This window comes from Olleya marilimosa CAM030, assembly GCF_000518485.1.
Taxonomy (GTDB): domain Bacteria; phylum Bacteroidota; class Bacteroidia; order Flavobacteriales; family Flavobacteriaceae; genus Olleya; species Olleya marilimosa.
Genome location: NZ_JADR01000009.1, coordinates 71,590 through 88,548, shown reverse-complemented (window position 1 = coordinate 88,548; position 16,959 = coordinate 71,590). Strand labels below are relative to the sequence as shown.

The 16,959-nt window shown below is 32.4% G+C and carries 16 protein-coding genes and 1 other RNA gene; 6 read left to right on the top strand and 11 right to left on the bottom strand.

Going from position 1 to position 16,959, the window contains the following annotated elements; translation table 11 throughout:
* Positions 1–124: 124 nt before the first annotated feature.
* The 6 genes from trpB to M890_RS0111495 are packed head-to-tail and all read right to left on the bottom strand — an operon-like array spanning position 125 to position 5,669.
* Positions 125–1,306: a tryptophan synthase subunit beta gene (gene trpB / locus M890_RS0111520; protein WP_028283685.1), complete on the bottom strand. Its 1,182-nt coding sequence runs from the start codon at positions 1,304–1,306 to the stop codon at positions 125–127.
* Entirely contained in the window at positions 1,296–1,931 is a 636-nt protein-coding gene (locus tag M890_RS0111515; RefSeq protein ID WP_028283684.1) for a phosphoribosylanthranilate isomerase, read from the bottom strand. Before M890_RS0111515 ends, trpB begins: the two co-directional genes overlap by 11 nt.
* A gap of 4 nt (positions 1,932–1,935) precedes the next feature.
* Entirely contained in the window at positions 1,936–2,721 is a 786-nt protein-coding gene (trpC, locus tag M890_RS0111510) for an indole-3-glycerol phosphate synthase TrpC (protein ID WP_028283683.1), read from the bottom strand.
* The gene (trpD, locus tag M890_RS0111505) at positions 2,721–3,713 is read right to left on the bottom strand and encodes an anthranilate phosphoribosyltransferase (RefSeq protein ID WP_028283682.1); all 993 of its coding nucleotides are present in this window, start codon (positions 3,711–3,713) and stop codon (positions 2,721–2,723) included. Before trpD ends, trpC begins: the two co-directional genes overlap by 1 nt.
* Position 3,714: 1 nt before the next feature.
* Positions 3,715–4,278, bottom strand: coding sequence for an anthranilate synthase component II (locus M890_RS0111500; protein ID WP_028283681.1), 564 nt, complete (start codon positions 4,276–4,278; stop codon positions 3,715–3,717).
* On the bottom strand, positions 4,275–5,669 hold the full coding sequence (locus M890_RS0111495; protein WP_028283680.1) for an anthranilate synthase component I family protein: 1,395 nt from the start codon (positions 5,667–5,669) through the stop codon (positions 4,275–4,277). Before M890_RS0111495 ends, M890_RS0111500 begins: the two co-directional genes overlap by 4 nt.
* A gap of 328 nt (positions 5,670–5,997) precedes the next feature.
* Between M890_RS0111495 and M890_RS0111490 the strand changes: the two genes are divergently transcribed.
* The 4 genes from M890_RS0111490 to M890_RS0111475 all read left to right on the top strand — a co-directional run bounded on the left by M890_RS0111490 (position 5,998) and on the right by M890_RS0111475 (position 7,974).
* Positions 5,998–6,522: a TlpA disulfide reductase family protein gene (locus M890_RS0111490; protein WP_028283679.1), complete on the top strand. Its 525-nt coding sequence runs from the start codon at positions 5,998–6,000 to the stop codon at positions 6,520–6,522.
* Between the two features lie 3 nt (positions 6,523–6,525).
* A complete protein-coding gene (locus tag M890_RS0111485; protein ID WP_028283678.1) occupies positions 6,526–7,146 on the top strand; it encodes a thioredoxin family protein in 621 nt (206 codons plus the stop codon).
* A gap of 112 nt (positions 7,147–7,258) precedes the next feature.
* Positions 7,259–7,567, top strand: coding sequence for a rhodanese-like domain-containing protein (locus tag M890_RS0111480; RefSeq protein ID WP_028283677.1), 309 nt, complete (start codon positions 7,259–7,261; stop codon positions 7,565–7,567).
* An 11-nt stretch (positions 7,568–7,578) separates the two neighbouring features.
* Entirely contained in the window at positions 7,579–7,974 is a 396-nt protein-coding gene (locus tag M890_RS0111475) for a rhodanese-like domain-containing protein (protein ID WP_028283676.1), read from the top strand.
* Positions 7,975–8,140: 166 nt separating this feature from the next.
* Here M890_RS0111475 and M890_RS0111470 read toward each other — a convergent pair whose 3' ends face one another.
* The 4 genes from M890_RS0111470 to M890_RS0111455 all read right to left on the bottom strand — a co-directional run bounded on the left by M890_RS0111470 (position 8,141) and on the right by M890_RS0111455 (position 14,991).
* A complete protein-coding gene (locus tag M890_RS0111470; RefSeq protein ID WP_028283675.1) occupies positions 8,141–9,274 on the bottom strand; it encodes a glycerate kinase in 1,134 nt (377 codons plus the stop codon).
* 8 nt (positions 9,275–9,282) lie between these two features.
* On the bottom strand, positions 9,283–10,890 hold the full coding sequence (locus M890_RS0111465) for a sodium:solute symporter family protein (RefSeq protein WP_028283674.1): 1,608 nt from the start codon (positions 10,888–10,890) through the stop codon (positions 9,283–9,285).
* Positions 10,891–10,912: 22 nt separating this feature from the next.
* Positions 10,913–12,223 carry an MGH1-like glycoside hydrolase domain-containing protein gene (locus M890_RS0111460; protein WP_028283673.1) on the bottom strand — a complete coding sequence of 437 codons (1,311 nt, stop codon included), beginning with the start codon at positions 12,221–12,223 and terminating at the stop codon, positions 10,913–10,915.
* 101 nt (positions 12,224–12,324) lie between these two features.
* Entirely contained in the window at positions 12,325–14,991 is a 2,667-nt protein-coding gene (locus M890_RS0111455) for a TonB-dependent receptor domain-containing protein (protein WP_028283672.1), read from the bottom strand.
* Positions 14,992–15,109: 118 nt separating this feature from the next.
* On the opposite strand from M890_RS0111455, the gene M890_RS0111450 reads away from it, so the two are divergent.
* Positions 15,110–16,132, top strand: coding sequence for a LacI family DNA-binding transcriptional regulator (locus tag M890_RS0111450; RefSeq protein WP_028283671.1), 1,023 nt, complete (start codon positions 15,110–15,112; stop codon positions 16,130–16,132).
* Between the two features lie 34 nt (positions 16,133–16,166).
* Here M890_RS0111450 and ssrA read toward each other — a convergent pair.
* Positions 16,167–16,561: a transfer-messenger RNA gene (ssrA, locus tag M890_RS16645) on the bottom strand.
* 136 nt (positions 16,562–16,697) lie between these two features.
* On the opposite strand from ssrA, the gene M890_RS0111445 reads away from it, so the two are divergent.
* Complete coding sequence (locus M890_RS0111445; protein ID WP_028283670.1) at positions 16,698–16,910, top strand: hypervirulence associated TUDOR domain-containing protein; 213 nt, start codon at positions 16,698–16,700, stop codon at positions 16,908–16,910.
* The last annotated feature ends 49 nt before the right edge of the window (positions 16,911–16,959 follow it).

Below are 16,959 nucleotides of genomic sequence, written 5' to 3'. Positions count from 1 at the left end.
AATCTCGTCAGTTTTTCTAACTGTAAACTATTACATTTTCTCGCGTTAAGGATTGAAAGGTCTGTCTGAGCTCCTCGCAGAGAGCGAGCCTTGAAAGCCTGACCCTTGTGGTAACGCCCAAATATTACAGTTTAAAATAATCTATATAATTTTGTAAATCCTTATCACCACGTCCTGATAAATTAATCACGACTACGTCGTCTGGATTAAACTTTTTGTAATCAAATACTGCAAAAGCGTGCGAACTTTCAATTGCAGGAATAATCCCTTCCAATTGACTTAACTCTAATCCTGCTGTCATGGCTTGATCGTCTGTGATAGATATAAACTCTGCACGACCTGTAGTATACAAGTTAGCATGCATTGGTCCAACACCTGGATAATCTAATCCTGCTGAAATGGAATAAGGCTCTGTAATTTGTCCATCTGGCGTTTGCATTAATAGGGTTTTGCTTCCGTGAATTATACCTTCTTTACCAAGGACAGAAGTTGCAGCGCTTTCTCCAGAATAAATCCCCTTTCCAGCTGCTTCAACAGCTATAAGATTAACATCTGTATCGTCTAAATAATGATAAAAAGCTCCAGCAGCATTACTACCACCTCCAACACAGGCTATAACGTAATCTGGTTTTTCTGTACCTTCTTTATCTTTTAGTTGCCATTTGATCTCTTCTGATACGACCGCTTGAAAACGAGCAACCATATCTGGATAAGGATGTGGTCCAACCACACTACCAATAATGTAATGTGTGTCTATTGGATTGTTAATCCAATCTCTAATAGCCTCGTTTGTTGCGTCTTTTAAGGTACGACTGCCTGATAGTGCTGGACGTACTTCTGCGCCTAACATTTTCATTCTGGCAACATTTGGTGCTTGACGTGCAATGTCAATTTCTCCCATGTACACGATACACTCCATTCCCATTAAAGCACATACAGTTGCTGTGGCAACACCATGTTGTCCTGCACCAGTTTCGGCAATAATACGTGTTTTACCCAAACGTTGTGCCATTAAAATCTGACCAATAGTATTATTAACCTTGTGTGCTCCTGTATGGTTTAAATCTTCACGTTTAAGATAGATTTTAGTATTGTATTTATTACTTAAACGTTTTGCAAAATAGAGTGGAGAAGGACGTCCGACGTAATCTTTTAATAATTGGTCAAACTCTTCTTTAAAAGAAGGTTCTGCCATTATTTTTAAATAATTTTGACGTAACTCTTCTACGTTTGGATATAGCATTTCTGGGATGTATGCACCTCCAAAGTCTCCGTAATATCCTTTGTCGTTAATATTAAAACTCATAATTGTGTGCTATCAATTTTTGTTTAAAATCGTTAAGTTTTGTTGTGTCTTTTAAGCCTGCTGCTGTTTCGAATTTACTGTTAACATCAAATCCAAAACATAAGTAAGATTCAGGTCTTTTTAAAAATAACAGTATAGCATCCATTTCTTTTAACCCAATTCCGCCACTTAAAAAATAGGGTTTAGAAGATGGATAGTTTTTTAATACATTCCAATTAAAGGTGTAGCCATTTCCTCCAGGTTCTTTTCCTTTGGTATCAAATAAATAATGGTCACAAACCGCTTCATAAGGTTCTAAAACCGAAAAATCGAATTGATTTTTTATTGAAAACACTTTGATTACTGTGATGTCTAAGTCTTTTAATTGTTGACATAATTCTGGAGATTCTTGACCGTGAAGCTGAACACCTTGTAAATCATGTTTGTCTACTTTACCTTTTATATAGTCAAAAGTAGCATTAACAAAGACTCCAATTTTTTTGATGCTTTCTGGTAATTCTGGAATAACTCCATTAAAATAACGAGATGATTTTTCGTAAAAAATGAAACCCATATAATTTGGATTAAGATCTGCAACATCTAGGATGTTGTTCTCATTTTTCATTCCGCATATTTTTAATTTCATAGTCTTAGTTGTTTAATGTTTTAATAAATTGTTTGGCACTTTCACCAGCGTTTTTGGTTTTCATGAAATTTTCACCAATTAAAAAGCCTTTATAACCGTATGGTTGTAATGTTTTTATAGCTTGAATGCTACTTATTCCACTTTCTGATACTTTAACAAAATCGTTAGGTATTAAATCGCTTAATTGCTTACTAGTCTCTAAACTAACCTCAAAGGTTTTTAGATTACGATTATTAACACCAAGCATATCAAGACTTGGCATTATTGATTTATGTAATTCGGCTTCATTATGAACTTCTAAAAGCACATCTAGATTTAGACTTTTAGCTAGTTCTGAAAATGTCTTTATTTCTTCTTTAGTTAATATAGCTGCAATCAGTAAAATAACATCTGCACCATAAGCTTTGGCTTCAATAATTTGATAACTGTCTATAATAAACTCTTTTCTTAATAAAGGTAAATTGCAACTTGCTCTTGCGGTTAGTAAATCGTCTAGGCTTCCTCCAAAATATTTTCCGTCGGTTAAAACAGACATTCCGCAAACACCAGCATCTTCATAACCTTTAGCTACATCAAAGACATTTAAATCGTGATTAATGACTTGTTTTGAAGGCGAACGTCTTTTATGCTCTGCAATGATACCTGTATTGCTTGCTTTTAATTTTTTTGCAAGTGAAACAGTCTCGCGTTCAAACAAAATAGAGTGTTCTAATTGTTTGATTGGTATTAACTGCTTGCGTAAGTTAACTTCAATACGTTTGTCGTTAACTATTTTGGTTAGAATATCCATTACTTACTTAATTCTATTAAACGTTCTAAACTTATTTTTGCACGTCCACTTTCTAAACTTTCTTTAGCAAGTTCAAAACCTTCTAAATGTGATATTTGTTTAGCTGTAGCAATAGCTAAACCTGCATTAGCGCAAACCACATTGTTTTGTGCGTCTGTACCTTCACCATTTATAATGTTTTTAAATATTTTTGCTGCGTCTTTAACTGTGTTTCCACCAAATAAGTCAGATTGTTCAAGATGTTTAAGACCTAAATCGCAAGGGTGTAATATGGTTTCAGATGTATTGGAAATTATCTTTGTATTTCCTGTTAATGAAATTTCGTCATAACCATCTAAAGCGTGAACAATACTATAATTTTTATCCGTATTTTGGTATAAGTATCCGTAAATGCGTTGTAGCTCTAAACTAAATACACCTACCATTTGATTGTTTGGAAATGCTGGATTTACCATTGGTCCTAGCATATTAAAAAAGGTTTTAACGCCTAATTCTTTTCGGATTGGCGCAACGTTTTTCATAGCTGGATGAAACAGAGGTGCGTGTAATACACAAATTCCGGCTTTTTCTAAGGCGTATTTTAAAAAATCTGTTTTGTTAGAAAAATGAATACCTAAAGCTTCCATAACATTGGAAGATCCAGAAGCTGATGATACACCATAATTACCATGTTTTGCAACATTAACACCAGCTCCTGCAGTTACAAAAGCAGATAATGTAGAAATGTTAAACGTGTCTTTTCCGTCACCTCCAGTTCCGCATAAATCGATTGGGTCAAATTCTGATAAGTTTACAGGAATACATAATTCTAATAGCGCATCTCTAAAGCCTTGAAGCTCTTCAAGAGTTATACTTCGCATCATGTAAACCGTTAAAAAGGAGGCCACTTGACTTTGGTTATATACGCCTTCAGATATATTGACTAATAAGTATTTGGCTTCTTCCGCAGTAATGCTTTCTTGATTAATTAGTCTGTTTAGTATTTGTTTCATATTAACTCTTAATCCAGTTTTCTAATATTTGTTTTCCGTTAGGTGTTAGTACGCTTTCTGGATGGTATTGCACACCTCTTACGTCGTAAAATTTATGTCTTAAAGACATAACTTGCCCATTTTGGTCAAAGGATGTAGCTTCTAAAACCTCAGGTAAGTTAGGATTTACAACCCATGAATGGTAACGTCCCACTTCAATAGTTTTATCCATATTTTTAAACAACACTTCGTCATCAACCACAATATCTACATTTGTTGATACGCCATGATATACATTGTCTAAATTTATTAAACTTCCGCCAAAAACTTCTCCTATAGCTTGTTGACCTAAACATACGCCTAAAATACTTTTAGTTGGAGCATAAGTTTTGATTATTGCTTTTAGTAAACCAGCTTCGTCAGGAATTCCAGGACCTGGAGAAAGTACAATTTTATCAAAAGCTTCGACTTCGTCTAAGGTTAATTTGTCGTTTCTTTTTACGGTAACTTCACAATCTAAGTCCTCTAGGTAGTGAACTAAGTTATAAGTAAAGCTGTCGTAGTTATCTATTACTAAAACTTTCATATCTCTTTGGCTAATTCTATAGCATTTGTTAATGCTCCTAATTTATTATATACTTCTTGTAACTCGCTTTCTGGGTTTGATCTAGATACTAGACCTGCTCCAGCTTGCCAATGTAAATGATGGTTTTTACTCATAAAGGTCCTAATCATAATTGCGTGATTATAATTACCATCAAAGTCCATAAAACCAATTGCTCCACCATAAAAGGCTCGGCTAGTTTTTTCATATTTTTCAATAAGTTGCATGGCTTTATGTTTAGGTGCACCACTTAGTGTTCCTGCAGGAAAGGTGTCTGCAACGACTTGCATTGTTGGTGTTTTGTCGTGTACTTTTCCGGTAACCTTACTAACTAAGTGAATGACGTGAGAAAAAAATTGTGCTTCTCTGTAAGTTACTACCTTAACTTCGCTACCATGTCTGCTTAAATCATTTCTTGCTAAGTCCACAAGCATGACGTGTTCTGCATTTTCTTTATCATCTTCGGCTAATTGTTTAGCTAGTTTTTGGTCATCTTCATCGTTTCCGGTTCTTTTAAAAGTTCCGGCAATTGGGTGGATTTCGGCTTGACCGTTATTAACTACTAATTGTGCTTCTGGTGAGCTTCCAAAAATTTTAAAATCGCCATAATCAAAGTAAAATAGATAAGGAGATGGGTTTATGCTGCGTAAGGCACGATAGACGTTAAACTCGTCACCTTTAAACTCTTGAGAGAATTTTTTAGACAATACTAACTGAAAAACATCACCTCTTGCACAGTGTTGTTTAGCTAATTCGACTTGATCTTTATACTCTTCATCTGTCAGGTTTGATTGGATTTCTGAGTTTGTGGTAAACTTATATGATGCAAAATTTTTAGAGCTAATAAGTTGTAGGATTTCGTCTATATTGTTTTCGGTTTCAAAACAATGGGCAAAAATGTAGGCTTCGTTTTTAAAGTGGTTTATGGCAATTATATTTTGGTAAACTGCATAGTATACGTCAGGAATCTCTAATGAATTTGGTTTTTTAGAGATTTCTACATCTTCAAAGTGTTTAACAGCATCATAGGCTGTATAACCAAATATCCCGTTGTTTATAAACTTAAAATCTTCGTCCGACTTTACTTTAAAGCGCTTGGTAAACTTATGTATCATTTCTGTTACATTGCGTACTTTGTTTTTCATCTCACTACCATCAGGAAATGTTTGTGTAATTGCTTTGTCGTCAACCTTTATTGAAGCAATTGGATTAAAGCAGATGTAAGAAAAACTATTATCGTTGGCGTGATAATCACTACTTTCTAACAAAATACTATTAGGATATTTATCTCTAATTTTTAAATAGATGCTAACAGGAGTAATGGTATCTGCTAATATTTTTTTGTAATGTGTGTATAAACTGAATGTTTTCATTTTTATGCTGAATTTATTTCAGTATCTCCATTTTTTAGAGATATTATTAATTTTGTTTTATGTTTTCTGAAACTAGTTCAGAAATAAATAAAAAAAAGGCTTGTCGTGAATGACAAGCCTTTTTGTATAGTTACTTAAATAATACGTATAGCGTTAGTTCACGAAGATTGAGTTTCGAGAGTTCCACCACCAAGTATGATTTAAAATTGTGTTCATTTTTATTGTAAAGCTCAAAGATATAAATCAAAAGTTAGTTTTCAAATTATTTTAGCCTTTAATTATTTGTTAAAACTGAAAAGAAGAAAACAATATATATTAAATTTACTTTATGAAACACTTATTTTTAATATTGACCTTTTCTTTTTTTGCTTTTGGAAACCAGTATATCAGTAATCAAAATAAAATAACAGATATACCATATTTAAAGCAAGATTTAAAAATAGTCGATTTTGATGGTTTAGAGCAATACCTTGCTACTAAGGATAAAAGTAAAACTTATGTTATAAATTTTTGGGCGACTTGGTGTGCACCATGTGTTAAAGAATTACCTTATTTTGAACAGTTAAATACAACGTATGCAGACAAAAAGGTAGAAGTTATTTTGGTGAGTTTAGATTTTCCAAAACAAATTGAGACTAGACTAAAGCCTTTTTTAATAAAAAATAAATTACAAAGCGAGGTTATTGTTTTAAATGATGTAGATGCCAATACATGGATACCCAAAGTAGACAAAAATTGGTCAGGTGCTATTCCTGCTACATTAATTTATAATAGTGACAAATCTGCGTTTTTTGAAAAATCATTTGATTACAAAACACTAGAAACTGAGTTAAAACAATTTTTAAAACAATAAATTATGAGAAAAGTATTTAAAGCAACATTAGCGTTGGTCGTTTTAATAACGGTTAGTGCTTTTACAACAAAGTCTAATATTACTGATTCAGGATATAAAATAGGTGATGTGGCTACAGATTTTGAATTAGAAAATATTGATGGTAAAATGGTGTCTTTATCAGATTATGATGATGCTAAAGGGTTTATAGTTGTATTTACATGTAATACTTGTCCTTATGCTGTAGCTTATGAGGATAGAGTGCAAGGTTTAAATAAAAAGTATGCTGATAAAGGTTATCCAGTAATAGCTATTATGCCTAATAATATTAACGTCAAACCAGGCGATAACATGGAAGCTATGAAAACTAGAGCTAAGGAGAAAGGTTTTACTTTTCCTTACTTGATGGATGCTGGTCAGGATATTTATCCGCAATATGGAGCAACAAAAACACCACATGTCTATATTTTACAAAAAGAACAAAAAGGAAATGTAGTTAAATATATTGGTGCTATTGATGATAATTATCAAGATGCAGATGCTGTAAAAACTAAGTATGTAGAAGATGCGGTTGATGCCCTTTTAAATAATAAAGAAGTAAAAATTAAAGAAACTAAAGCCATAGGTTGCTCTATTAAAGTTTAAAATACTTGAGTATTGTTAATAATTAAAATCCGAAGTGTAACATTTCGGATTTTTTTACGTCTATATATTATATATGTGTTAATTTTGTGCTAAAATTAATAGTATAAATATTATGGCAGATTTAATTCAATCGGATTGGGTAAACCAATTAGAAAAAGACGATAACGCAATAATCCTTGATGTAAGAACAGATGAAGAGGTTGCTGAAGGTAAAATACCAAACGCAATACAGATCGACATTTATAAAGGACAAGGTTTTATTTATGCGGTTGAAGAATTAGATAAATCTAAGAATTTTTATGTGTATTGTAGATCAGGAGGAAGAAGTGCCCAAGCATGCGCAATAATGAATCAATTAGGATTTGATACTACTTACAATCTTTTAGGAGGATTTAGTGAGTGGACAGGACCAGTTGAATAATAAAAAAAGGAATGAAAAAAATAGCATTAGTATTAAGTTTGTGTTTGGTTTTTGTTGCATTAAGCTGTAAAAAAAATGTTGAAGGCGAAATAAAAGTTGTCTCTCCAGAGGAAATGCAAACACTGTTGACTCTTGATAATGTTCAGTTTATTGATGTAAGGACTCCAGCCGAATATAATTCTGGATATATTGCATCTGCACAGAATATTGATTTTATGTCACCTACTTTTGATGATGATATTAAAACTTTAGACAGAGAAAAACCTGTACTATTGTACTGCCAAAAAGGAGGTAGAAGTGCTAAGTGTGCCGAAAAAATGATAGACTTAGGTTTTAAAAAAATATACGATATGCAAGGAGGTTTCTCTAAATGGAAACATAATGGATTACCTTATAAAAAGAATTAACTAAAAATCCCAATCTTTTAAGATTGGGATTTTTTATTTCTAGATGTTATAAATAGAATTCAATTAGTTAAGTAGCATTTGCGTGTATTGTTATTATGTTAATGCAGTCTATAATTATTGGCATCATTAAGCGTGTTTATTATAACCTCTCCTTCAACACATCATTTTATTTAAGTTGTTTGATATGACCAATAAATTTTTTAGTCATAGTTTTAAGATGTATGTTAGTGTTTTGCATGGCGTCATCTAAGTTTTTGGCTTCAGAAATAATTTGTGAAGCATATGTAATGCCCATGTTTTTTAGTTCTTTTTCGTTAATGTCAATCGTACCACAAAAGACTGCTACATTAATATTATTTTTAGTCGAAGTATCTAAAACTCCTTGAATGGTTTTTCCGGATAACGTTTGATTATCCAATTTGCCTTCTCCAGTTATAATCCAGTCTGCATTTATAATTTGATTATCAAAATTTGATAACTGTTTAATTAATTTATTTCCGCTTTCAAGCGTTCCGTTTAAAAATATTTTTGAAGCTATTCCCATACCTCCTGCAGCTCCAGAACCAGGAATTGACTGTGGATCTATTTTAAAGACCTGACTGATTAATTTTGAAAAATCTTTAAGTCCTTTATTAAGTAATAAAATATCTTGATGATTGGCTCCTTTTTGAGCAGCATAAACATAAGCAGCACCTTTTTTACCATATAATGGATTAGTAACATCACAAGCTATTTTAAAATCTGTTGTAAAAATTTTTGGATTTGCTTGACTAATGTCAATAGATTTTATGGATGACAGGTTTTGGCCAATAGGGTTTACTGTTTTTCCTTTTTTATCCAAAAATTGGTATCCTAAGGCAGTTGCCATGCCAATACCACAATCGTTTGTAGCACTTCCACCAATACCAAGTATTATTTTTTTTGCACCTTTGTTTAAAGCGTCCAAAATAAGCTGGCCAGTTCCAAATGTTGAAGTTATTTTACAGTCTAATTGCTCTGGTTTTAAAAGCTTTAAGCCTGAGGCTTCTGCCATTTCTATAAATGCAGTTTCATATTTTGGCGCATAAATATAGCTGGCCTTAATTGCTGTAAATAAAGGGTTACACACTGTAGTCTTGATAGTTTCTCCATCTAAATAATGTTTGACAATGTCAATGGTACCATCACCACCATCTGCTAATGGTAGTTTTACGATATTGGCATAAGGCAACTCTTTTTTAAGCTGTTTTTCAACGATATTACAAAACTCTAAACTGGTTAGTGAATTTTTAAACTTATCTGGAGCAATTACTATTTTCATGTTAACTTTTAATTTAAAATTTCACCAATAAAAATTGCAAACAGCACAATTAAAACAAAGTATGATAATAGTATAATGACTTCTTTTTTACCTGCTTTATAGACTTCAATATTTAAACCTGGTTTGGTTTCTTTTTTAATAACATAGCTTACAATTACAGCTATTATAACAGTCACTAAACAACCTATTGCATTCCACCAAAACCAAAATATACTTGGTACATATAGCCACAAATACATATTAAATAACACACCTATAACGATACCAATATTAGCACCTAAAGCATGCGTTTTTTTAGTTAGAATAGCTAATATGAAAGCTGCTAAAATGGGACCATAAAAAATAGAACTTATTTTGTTAATAACCTCAATAACAGTCCCTTCTATGCTTCCAGCGAAAAATGCAAAAAACAAACATACTAATCCCCAGAATACAGATAACAAACGCGAATATTGGACATATTTTTTGTCTGGCATATCAGGTTTAAATCGTTTTATAAAGTCTTCTAAGGTTACTGCAGATAATGAATTTACTGTACTACTTAATGAGGACATTGCAGCAGACATTATTGCCACTATTAAAATACCGATTACACCATTTGGTAAGTATTTAATAATAAAAACAGGTACCATTAAGTCGGCTTTTTTACCTTCTAAACTTGTAATATTAGATTGGTAGACTGTATTTAATAACTCTTGAAAACTAGCGTCTTGAAGTAATAGTGTTCCTAAAATTAATCCCATTATACAATAGGTTAATGTAATTGGGAATCTAAACAATCCATTAGCTAGTAATAATTTTTTTATGGTAGGTAATCCTTTGGCAGATAGCAGTCTTTGTGATTGTGTTTGATCTGTACCATAATAGGAAGCATACAAAAAGAAACCTCCAATTACCATTGGCCAAAAACCAAATTCGTCATTTTTGTCCGCATTATTAAATCCCCATTTAGAAAAATCTACAGCTGTTAATCTGTCTTTATCAACGAGATTTATAAAATTATCATAGCCACCCAACTCGCTTAAACCATAAAATAAGCAAATAATTATACCAAAAAAGAGAATGCACATTTGTATGACGTCTCCCCAAATTACAGCCTTCATTCCACCTTGAAAGGAGTATACCATGGTTATAACACCAATAATTAATATCGAAATCCAAAACTCTATACCAATGGTAGCTTGTAAAATTAGTGCCATAGTATATACCATAACACCTGTAGCTACAGAGCGACTAATTTGAAAAACAAAACTAATAAGTAACCTTGAAGAGGCATCAAAACGACGTTCTAGATATTCGTAAACACTTACAATACCGGAATTATATAAGGTAGGTATTATGGCAATTAGTAAAAACGCCATAGCTAAAGGTACACCAAACTCATAAGTTAACCATTGCAATCCACCACCTTCTTTTAACCCAACAAATGCAGGTGCAGATATAAAGCTAATAGCAGATAATTGGGTAGCCATAGTTGATAAACTTAATGGAAACCATCCCATTGATTGACCTCCCAAGAAGTAATCTTTAGAGTTTTTATTTTCTTTAAAGAAATACCCTATCCCTAAAAATCCGATTAAATATAATATGATAATAATGTAGTCTATATAATTCATGTGGTTAAAGCTAGTGGGTTATTTATTCATTTAATAAATCTATAAATAATGCAGCACTCCATGAAAAATTATGACCTCCATAACCTGCGTTACCATTTTTATGTTCTTCTTTTCTAGAATCAAAATATTCGTAAAACCCATTGTTTTCAATAATCTCAATGGTATCCTGTTTCATTCTTTTGGCGATGTCATAAAAACCATATTGTTTTAACCCATAATATAACATCCAATTTAAATTCACCCAAACTGGACCTCTCCAATATTTTTTAGGATTAAATCTATCACTAGTTGGATCAAATGATGCACACAGATATTGATCTGGGTTACCAAATTTTTCCATCATAATATCTACCATTTTTTTTGCTCTAGCCTCACTTGGTAGATTAGCAAAAAGTGGTGCAAAAGAAGAGGATGATATGTGTTTTAATAGTTTTTCGTTTCTTAAATCGTAATGTACATAAACACCTAATTCTTCATCATAAAGTTTATTATTAAACGCTTTAGTCCCTTTGTCTTGCCATTTTTGAAGTTGGTGTATCTTATCGTTATTATTTTTATTTCCTATAATACGATATAAATCTATTAGGCTTTGATTAGATTTTAAAAGCACTGCGTTAAATAATGGATCTTGAACTAAAAAAGGAGAAAGCTCTGCAATTTTTTGATCATTATAATTGTTTTGTTTTGCTATTTCAATAATATGTAAATAGTGATCGTATTCTCTTTTAGAAGGTCTTTGTGCAGCATCAACATGTGTTGTGTCACGTCTTTCAAAAGTATATTCTGGAGGATTCATGGTGTCCCAAATATCATCCCAAATAGGAGAGTTGTCAGTACCTGATTCCCAGTTATGGTATATGTAAACTAAACCTTCATCTTGAGGATCACGTTGGTTGTAAAAATATTCGTGATTTTTATACACTTTATCAATTACGGACTCTATAAATTTTAAAGTAGCATCTCTATCCTTACTAATACGGTATAAATCTTCTAGAACAAAACCAATAACAGGAGGTTGAGTCATACCTGTAGATTTGTATTTTTCTGAGGATTGAGGATGTAAATCTGAACGATGAAAATCTGGTCCAGGAAAATAAGTGTCCGTTTCGGTATGAAAAATAATATGAGGAATAAAACCATTACTCCATTGAGCATCAAGCAGTGTTTCTATTTCTTTTTCGGCTTTAGGCATGTCAATATGAGCGAAACCAATTGCGATTAATCCTGAATCCCAGAACCATTGAAAAGGGTAAAGCTTTGCGCACGGAATACTAAATTTATCTTTCCAGTTATTGTTTAATACTGTAATAGCGTTGTTTTGTAAATCCTTCATATATTAAAGATTGTAAGTTTTTTTGATTTTTAAAAAAATAACCCATCATTTTACTTAGCAAAAAAAATGATGAGTTATATGACTAATTAAATTATTATAAATTAAAAGTTGAAAGTTGCTGTTAAGAACATTCGTCTAGGTAAGATTGGTCGTCCAACAAAAAACTCGCCATCTCCAGATTGACCAGCAATACCAGCTCTTGGGTTTCCTTCTGTAATACCAGAACTATCAAATAAGTTAAATACAGATAATCCAAAACGTAAGGACGTATCTTCGTTAGTTTGAATTGTGTAACCAGCACCTAATCTTGCAATTGTAATAGCGTCTAACTCTACATTATTAGTGTCGTCAGTAAACTTTTTTCCTGTGTGGTTAACAGCAAAGCTTGCATCAAATACTTTGTTATCGTAGTTAAGACCTAAGTTACCTAAAAGGTTAGGTTGTCTTGCAATTTCATTACCTTCATTAATAGTGCTAGTAGTTCCATTAACTAAATCTTCGGTTTGATTAGTTGTAATTTCATGGTCTTGATATGTTAATGTTCCAGAAACATTTAAATACTCAGTAAATTTATATCTACCAGTAGCTTCAAGTCCTAAAGTTTGTGTTGATTGCTCACTTCTAGCTTGATCCACTAATTGACCTCCAGAAATTGCTTGGTCTATACGTATACGATCGCTTAATCCAACGTAGTATGCAGCTACAGAACCAGAAAATTTATCTGTTCCAAATTTGGCTCCCATTTCACCTTGTAAAATTGTTTCAGCCTCATAATTGGTATCTCTTATTCCTGGAGTTGGACCAAAACCACGTTGTTGCGGAAAAAAGTATCCTTTTGAGAAGTTAGCGTATAAGTTAGTAGCATCAGTTAGTTTGTATAAACCTGCTAATGATAATGCCCAATCTGTATCTTTAATTTCTCCAGTTGTAAATGTACCATCAGCAAATTGAACGTTTTGTAAGTTAGTTGTTAAGTCAGCATTTTCATAAACTTGAGAGGTTTCTAATCCACCTCTTCTAAAGGTACCTGTTGTAGACTCTATACGGAATCCAACGTCAAAACGCCATCTGTCAAAAACCATTTCGTCTGTAAGGTAAAAGGCAGTTCTGCTTTGGGTCAGGAAATTATTGGCAGTCATACCAATTCTGTTATATAAACCACCTTCAGAATATATTACATTATTCCCTCCAGCGTCAGTGTAGCTTAAGTTTACTAATTGCGGATTATTATTAAATTCTGTAAGCACTCTATATTGGTAGTTAACATCTTCAGCTTCTGTTCTGGCTAAAAACGTTCCAGCAGTATAAGTATGTATCCCGTCATCAGAATTTAAGATAAAGCTAGCCTCTCCAGAATAATCTGTCATAGGTCTTAATCTATCTACGTGTAGGTTTTCTACCACTAAATCATTACCATTAATTTGGTTGCCAGCTCCACCTTGGTATGTTGCGCTAAATGCGGTATTATCTGGAGCAACAGCAGCTACATAATCATTAATAGTAATTGGATTACCATAATCACCACTACCTCCAACATATAATGCAAAATTGTGTTGGTAGTTAGCATATTTTACTTTTGATTTAAATTTTAGATTATCATTTAAGTTATAGTTAAAATCTGCTAAAAGGTAACCACCTTTAGTATACACACCATCTTCAATAGGACTTTCATATACACCTCCTGGAGTTAAAAATGAAGTATTTGCAAGTTCGCCAGATAACAGTTGGTTTACTGCTTCACCATCGTTACCATTTAAACGTTCTCTGGACGCTCCATCTAATGGTAATGGTAAGTAAAATTGAGCTCTATCATTAATATATTGTCCGTGAACAGTAAAGGATCCATTTTCAAATTTTTGTTTAATATTACCTCTAAACTGCACTCCTTTTGTGGTTAAGCCAGTTTCAATAGGTCCATCATCTTTTCTAACAAAACCTGTAAAGGCATAGTAAGTGTTAGAATCTTCACTACCTAATTGTCCACCAGTATAAAAGTCTGTTTTTAATCTTCCGTCATTTCCCCATTCTACATTAATTAAATTTTCGTCGTTAGAATCTCCAGTTTTACTTGTATAGTTAATTATACCAGCAACTGATCCAGCACCATAAAGTACAGCAGATCCACCTCTAACGAATTCGACACCTTTAAAACCAACATCAGGTCTTGCGTAAACATCATGTGCAGAAGAGTTTAATCCAAACGTGCTCATAAGTGGCATACCATCGTATTGTAAAGGGTTAAAGACATATTGTCCACCAGAAGGTAAACCTCTAACAAAAAGGTTGGTTGCAGTTTCTCCACCACCACCTTCAGCTGTAATACCAGGTACATCTCTTAAAATATCGGCTTGACTATTAGCCGATAGTCTAGTAATTTCCTTAATGCCTTTACTACTAATGGATAAAGGTGCTTGTTTTTGTGATCTAAAAGTTGATGAAGCTGTAAGTACAATTTCATCTAAATTATTACCTTCTTGTAAGATAATATCAAGTGCTAAAGGCGTACCGTTTAATTCTACCTTTTTAATTAAAGTATTATAGCCAATGTAAGAAATTTGTAACTCTCTTGATCCTGTAAGTTCAGGCACTGTAAAACTAAAATTTCCGTCAAAATCTGAAGAAGCTCCAACGTTTGAGTTAATAATTAAAATGTTAGCATTAGGGATAGGTAATCCAGCCTTATCTTTTACTGTTCCTGATATTTCTGTTTGTGCAAACATAGAAAAACAACAGAATAATAATAATAGTGTGGTGGTTAGTTTTTTCATTTTATTAAGAATTAGTTAATGTTGGGCTAATATAATTATGAATTAATCATTCTTGTGTGGTAAAAAGTACGATATTTGCACGCAAACGTTTGCGAAAACGTTTGAAATTTTATTTTATATGAAGAAAGAAGTTACAACTTTAAAAAAATTGGCTCAGACTTTAGAATTATCGATATCAACAGTCTCTAGAGCATTAAATGACCATCCAGACATTAGTGTGCAAACTAAAGAGAAGGTAAAGGCATTAGCATTAAAATTAAATTATGTTCCAAATATATTTGCTAAAGGTTTTAGAAATCATAGATCTAATATTATTGGTGTTATCGTACCCAATATAACACATTACTTTACTACGACTATTGTTAGAGGTATTATGGAAGAGGCAGAAAGTAAAGGGTTTAGGGTGATTATATCAGAATCTAATAATGATGTAGAAAAACAAAAAGAGATGTTTAATACCATGATGCAATTTGGGGTGGATGGTATTTTAGCCTCATTAACAAAGCGTACCAGAGAAGTAGATCACATATTAGCGACCTTAAATACAATTCCAATTGTTTTATTTGATAAGGTTTCAAATAAAATTCCGTGTACTCAAATTACAATTAATGATGAGGAAGCAACCTATAACATTATTGAACATTTAATTAATATTGGAAAAAAACGTATTGCTATAATTAAGGAAGACCAATATTCTTATAATTCGGAAAAGCGCTATTCGGGTTATTTAAAAGCTTTAAAAGATAATAATCTGGAGTTAGATCCTAAAATGGTTATAAGTGTAGAGGATATATCAATGAAAGAAGGAAAAAGAATGACTAATATATTATTAAGTTCAAAAGTACGACCTGATGCTATTTTTGCGATTACTGATGGTGCCGCAATAGGCGTAATACAGACATTAAATAAGTTTAATGTAAAAATACCTGAAGAAATAGCAGTTGTAGGATTTAGTAATTCTGAGCACTCAATTATTATAGAACCCAAATTAACCACAGTAGATCAACCTGGAGAAAAAATAGGACGTACAGCAGTGCAATACCTTGTAAATGAAATTAATGTCCCTGAGGATAATATAACCAGCAAATTAGTTGAAATTAAAAGTAATATAGTAATTAGGGATTCTACCTTTAGATCATAAAAAACGCCCTAAAATCAATGCTTCAGGGCGTTTAAAGTGGAGTCGGAGAGAATCGAACTCTCGTCCAAACAAGTAACCAAAAGGCTTTCTACACGTTTATTCTTTTCTTAGGTTTTCGATTAAAAGCTGGTTAAAGACAACCTACTTTTAACTTATCTTTTTTAATTTCAGCAAAGCATCAAAGCGCTACTTAGCCTATATTGACTTTTTCGATGCCTCAAATGGAACGCTGTCAATCAAAGCTTTCCGGAGACATAAAGCTTGCTCACCTTGTGAGCCGAGGCTTAATCCTACTATGATTCGGATTAGGCAGCTAAAGCGTAGTTATTCTCGCCGATTAAAAAGTTGATCTAGTGTTTTACGAGCGCAAAATCATTACTCGACGTGCTTACAATTTAATTAATCTCGCTGTCAAAACCAGTCGACCCCATTTTAATAAATTGTGTAATTTATTGGATTGCAAAATTACTAAAAATTATAAAGCAAAGGTCGTACCAATTAACTTTTTATAATAAACTTAAGATAAAATAAAGACATTTTTTTTAAATTGAAATAAAAAATTGATATGATAAAAACAGGAACAGAAGTACAATGGAAATGGGGAAATGGTGCAGCAAAAGGTAAGGTAGAAGAAACTTTTAGCCAAAAAATCACGAAAACAATAAAAGGAACTAAAGTAACTAGAGAAGGGACTTCTGGTAACAAAGCACTTTATATTAAACAGTCTGATGGTGACTATGTTTTAAAGAGTGAAGACGAAGTGAAACGTGTGGACTAAATTTGATTTGCTAAACCTTAATAATAAAGGTAATTTAGCAAGAATAAAT

Coding starts and splice junctions, on each gene's coding strand:
- trpB (WP_028283685.1), bottom strand. CDS start 1,306: ATGAGTTTTAATATTAACGACAAAGGATATTACGGAGACTTTGGAGGT.
- M890_RS0111515 (WP_028283684.1), bottom strand. CDS start 1,931: ATGAAATTAAAAATATGCGGAATGAAAAATGAGAACAACATCCTAGAT.
- trpC (WP_028283683.1), bottom strand. CDS start 2,721: ATGGATATTCTAACCAAAATAGTTAACGACAAACGTATTGAAGTTAAC.
- trpD (WP_028283682.1), bottom strand. CDS start 3,713: ATGAAACAAATACTAAACAGACTAATTAATCAAGAAAGCATTACTGCG.
- M890_RS0111500 (WP_028283681.1), bottom strand. CDS start 4,278: ATGAAAGTTTTAGTAATAGATAACTACGACAGCTTTACTTATAACTTA.
- M890_RS0111495 (WP_028283680.1), bottom strand. CDS start 5,669: ATGAAAACATTCAGTTTATACACACATTACAAAAAAATATTAGCAGAT.
- M890_RS0111490 (WP_028283679.1), top strand. CDS start 5,998: ATGAAACACTTATTTTTAATATTGACCTTTTCTTTTTTTGCTTTTGGA.
- M890_RS0111485 (WP_028283678.1), top strand. CDS start 6,526: ATGAGAAAAGTATTTAAAGCAACATTAGCGTTGGTCGTTTTAATAACG.
- M890_RS0111480 (WP_028283677.1), top strand. CDS start 7,259: ATGGCAGATTTAATTCAATCGGATTGGGTAAACCAATTAGAAAAAGAC.
- M890_RS0111475 (WP_028283676.1), top strand. CDS start 7,579: ATGAAAAAAATAGCATTAGTATTAAGTTTGTGTTTGGTTTTTGTTGCA.
- M890_RS0111470 (WP_028283675.1), bottom strand. CDS start 9,274: ATGAAAATAGTAATTGCTCCAGATAAGTTTAAAAATTCACTAACCAGT.
- M890_RS0111465 (WP_028283674.1), bottom strand. CDS start 10,890: ATGAATTATATAGACTACATTATTATCATATTATATTTAATCGGATTT.
- M890_RS0111460 (WP_028283673.1), bottom strand. CDS start 12,223: ATGAAGGATTTACAAAACAACGCTATTACAGTATTAAACAATAACTGG.
- M890_RS0111455 (WP_028283672.1), bottom strand. CDS start 14,991: ATGAAAAAACTAACCACCACACTATTATTATTATTCTGTTGTTTTTCT.
- M890_RS0111450 (WP_028283671.1), top strand. CDS start 15,110: ATGAAGAAAGAAGTTACAACTTTAAAAAAATTGGCTCAGACTTTAGAA.
- M890_RS0111445 (WP_028283670.1), top strand. CDS start 16,698: ATGATAAAAACAGGAACAGAAGTACAATGGAAATGGGGAAATGGTGCA.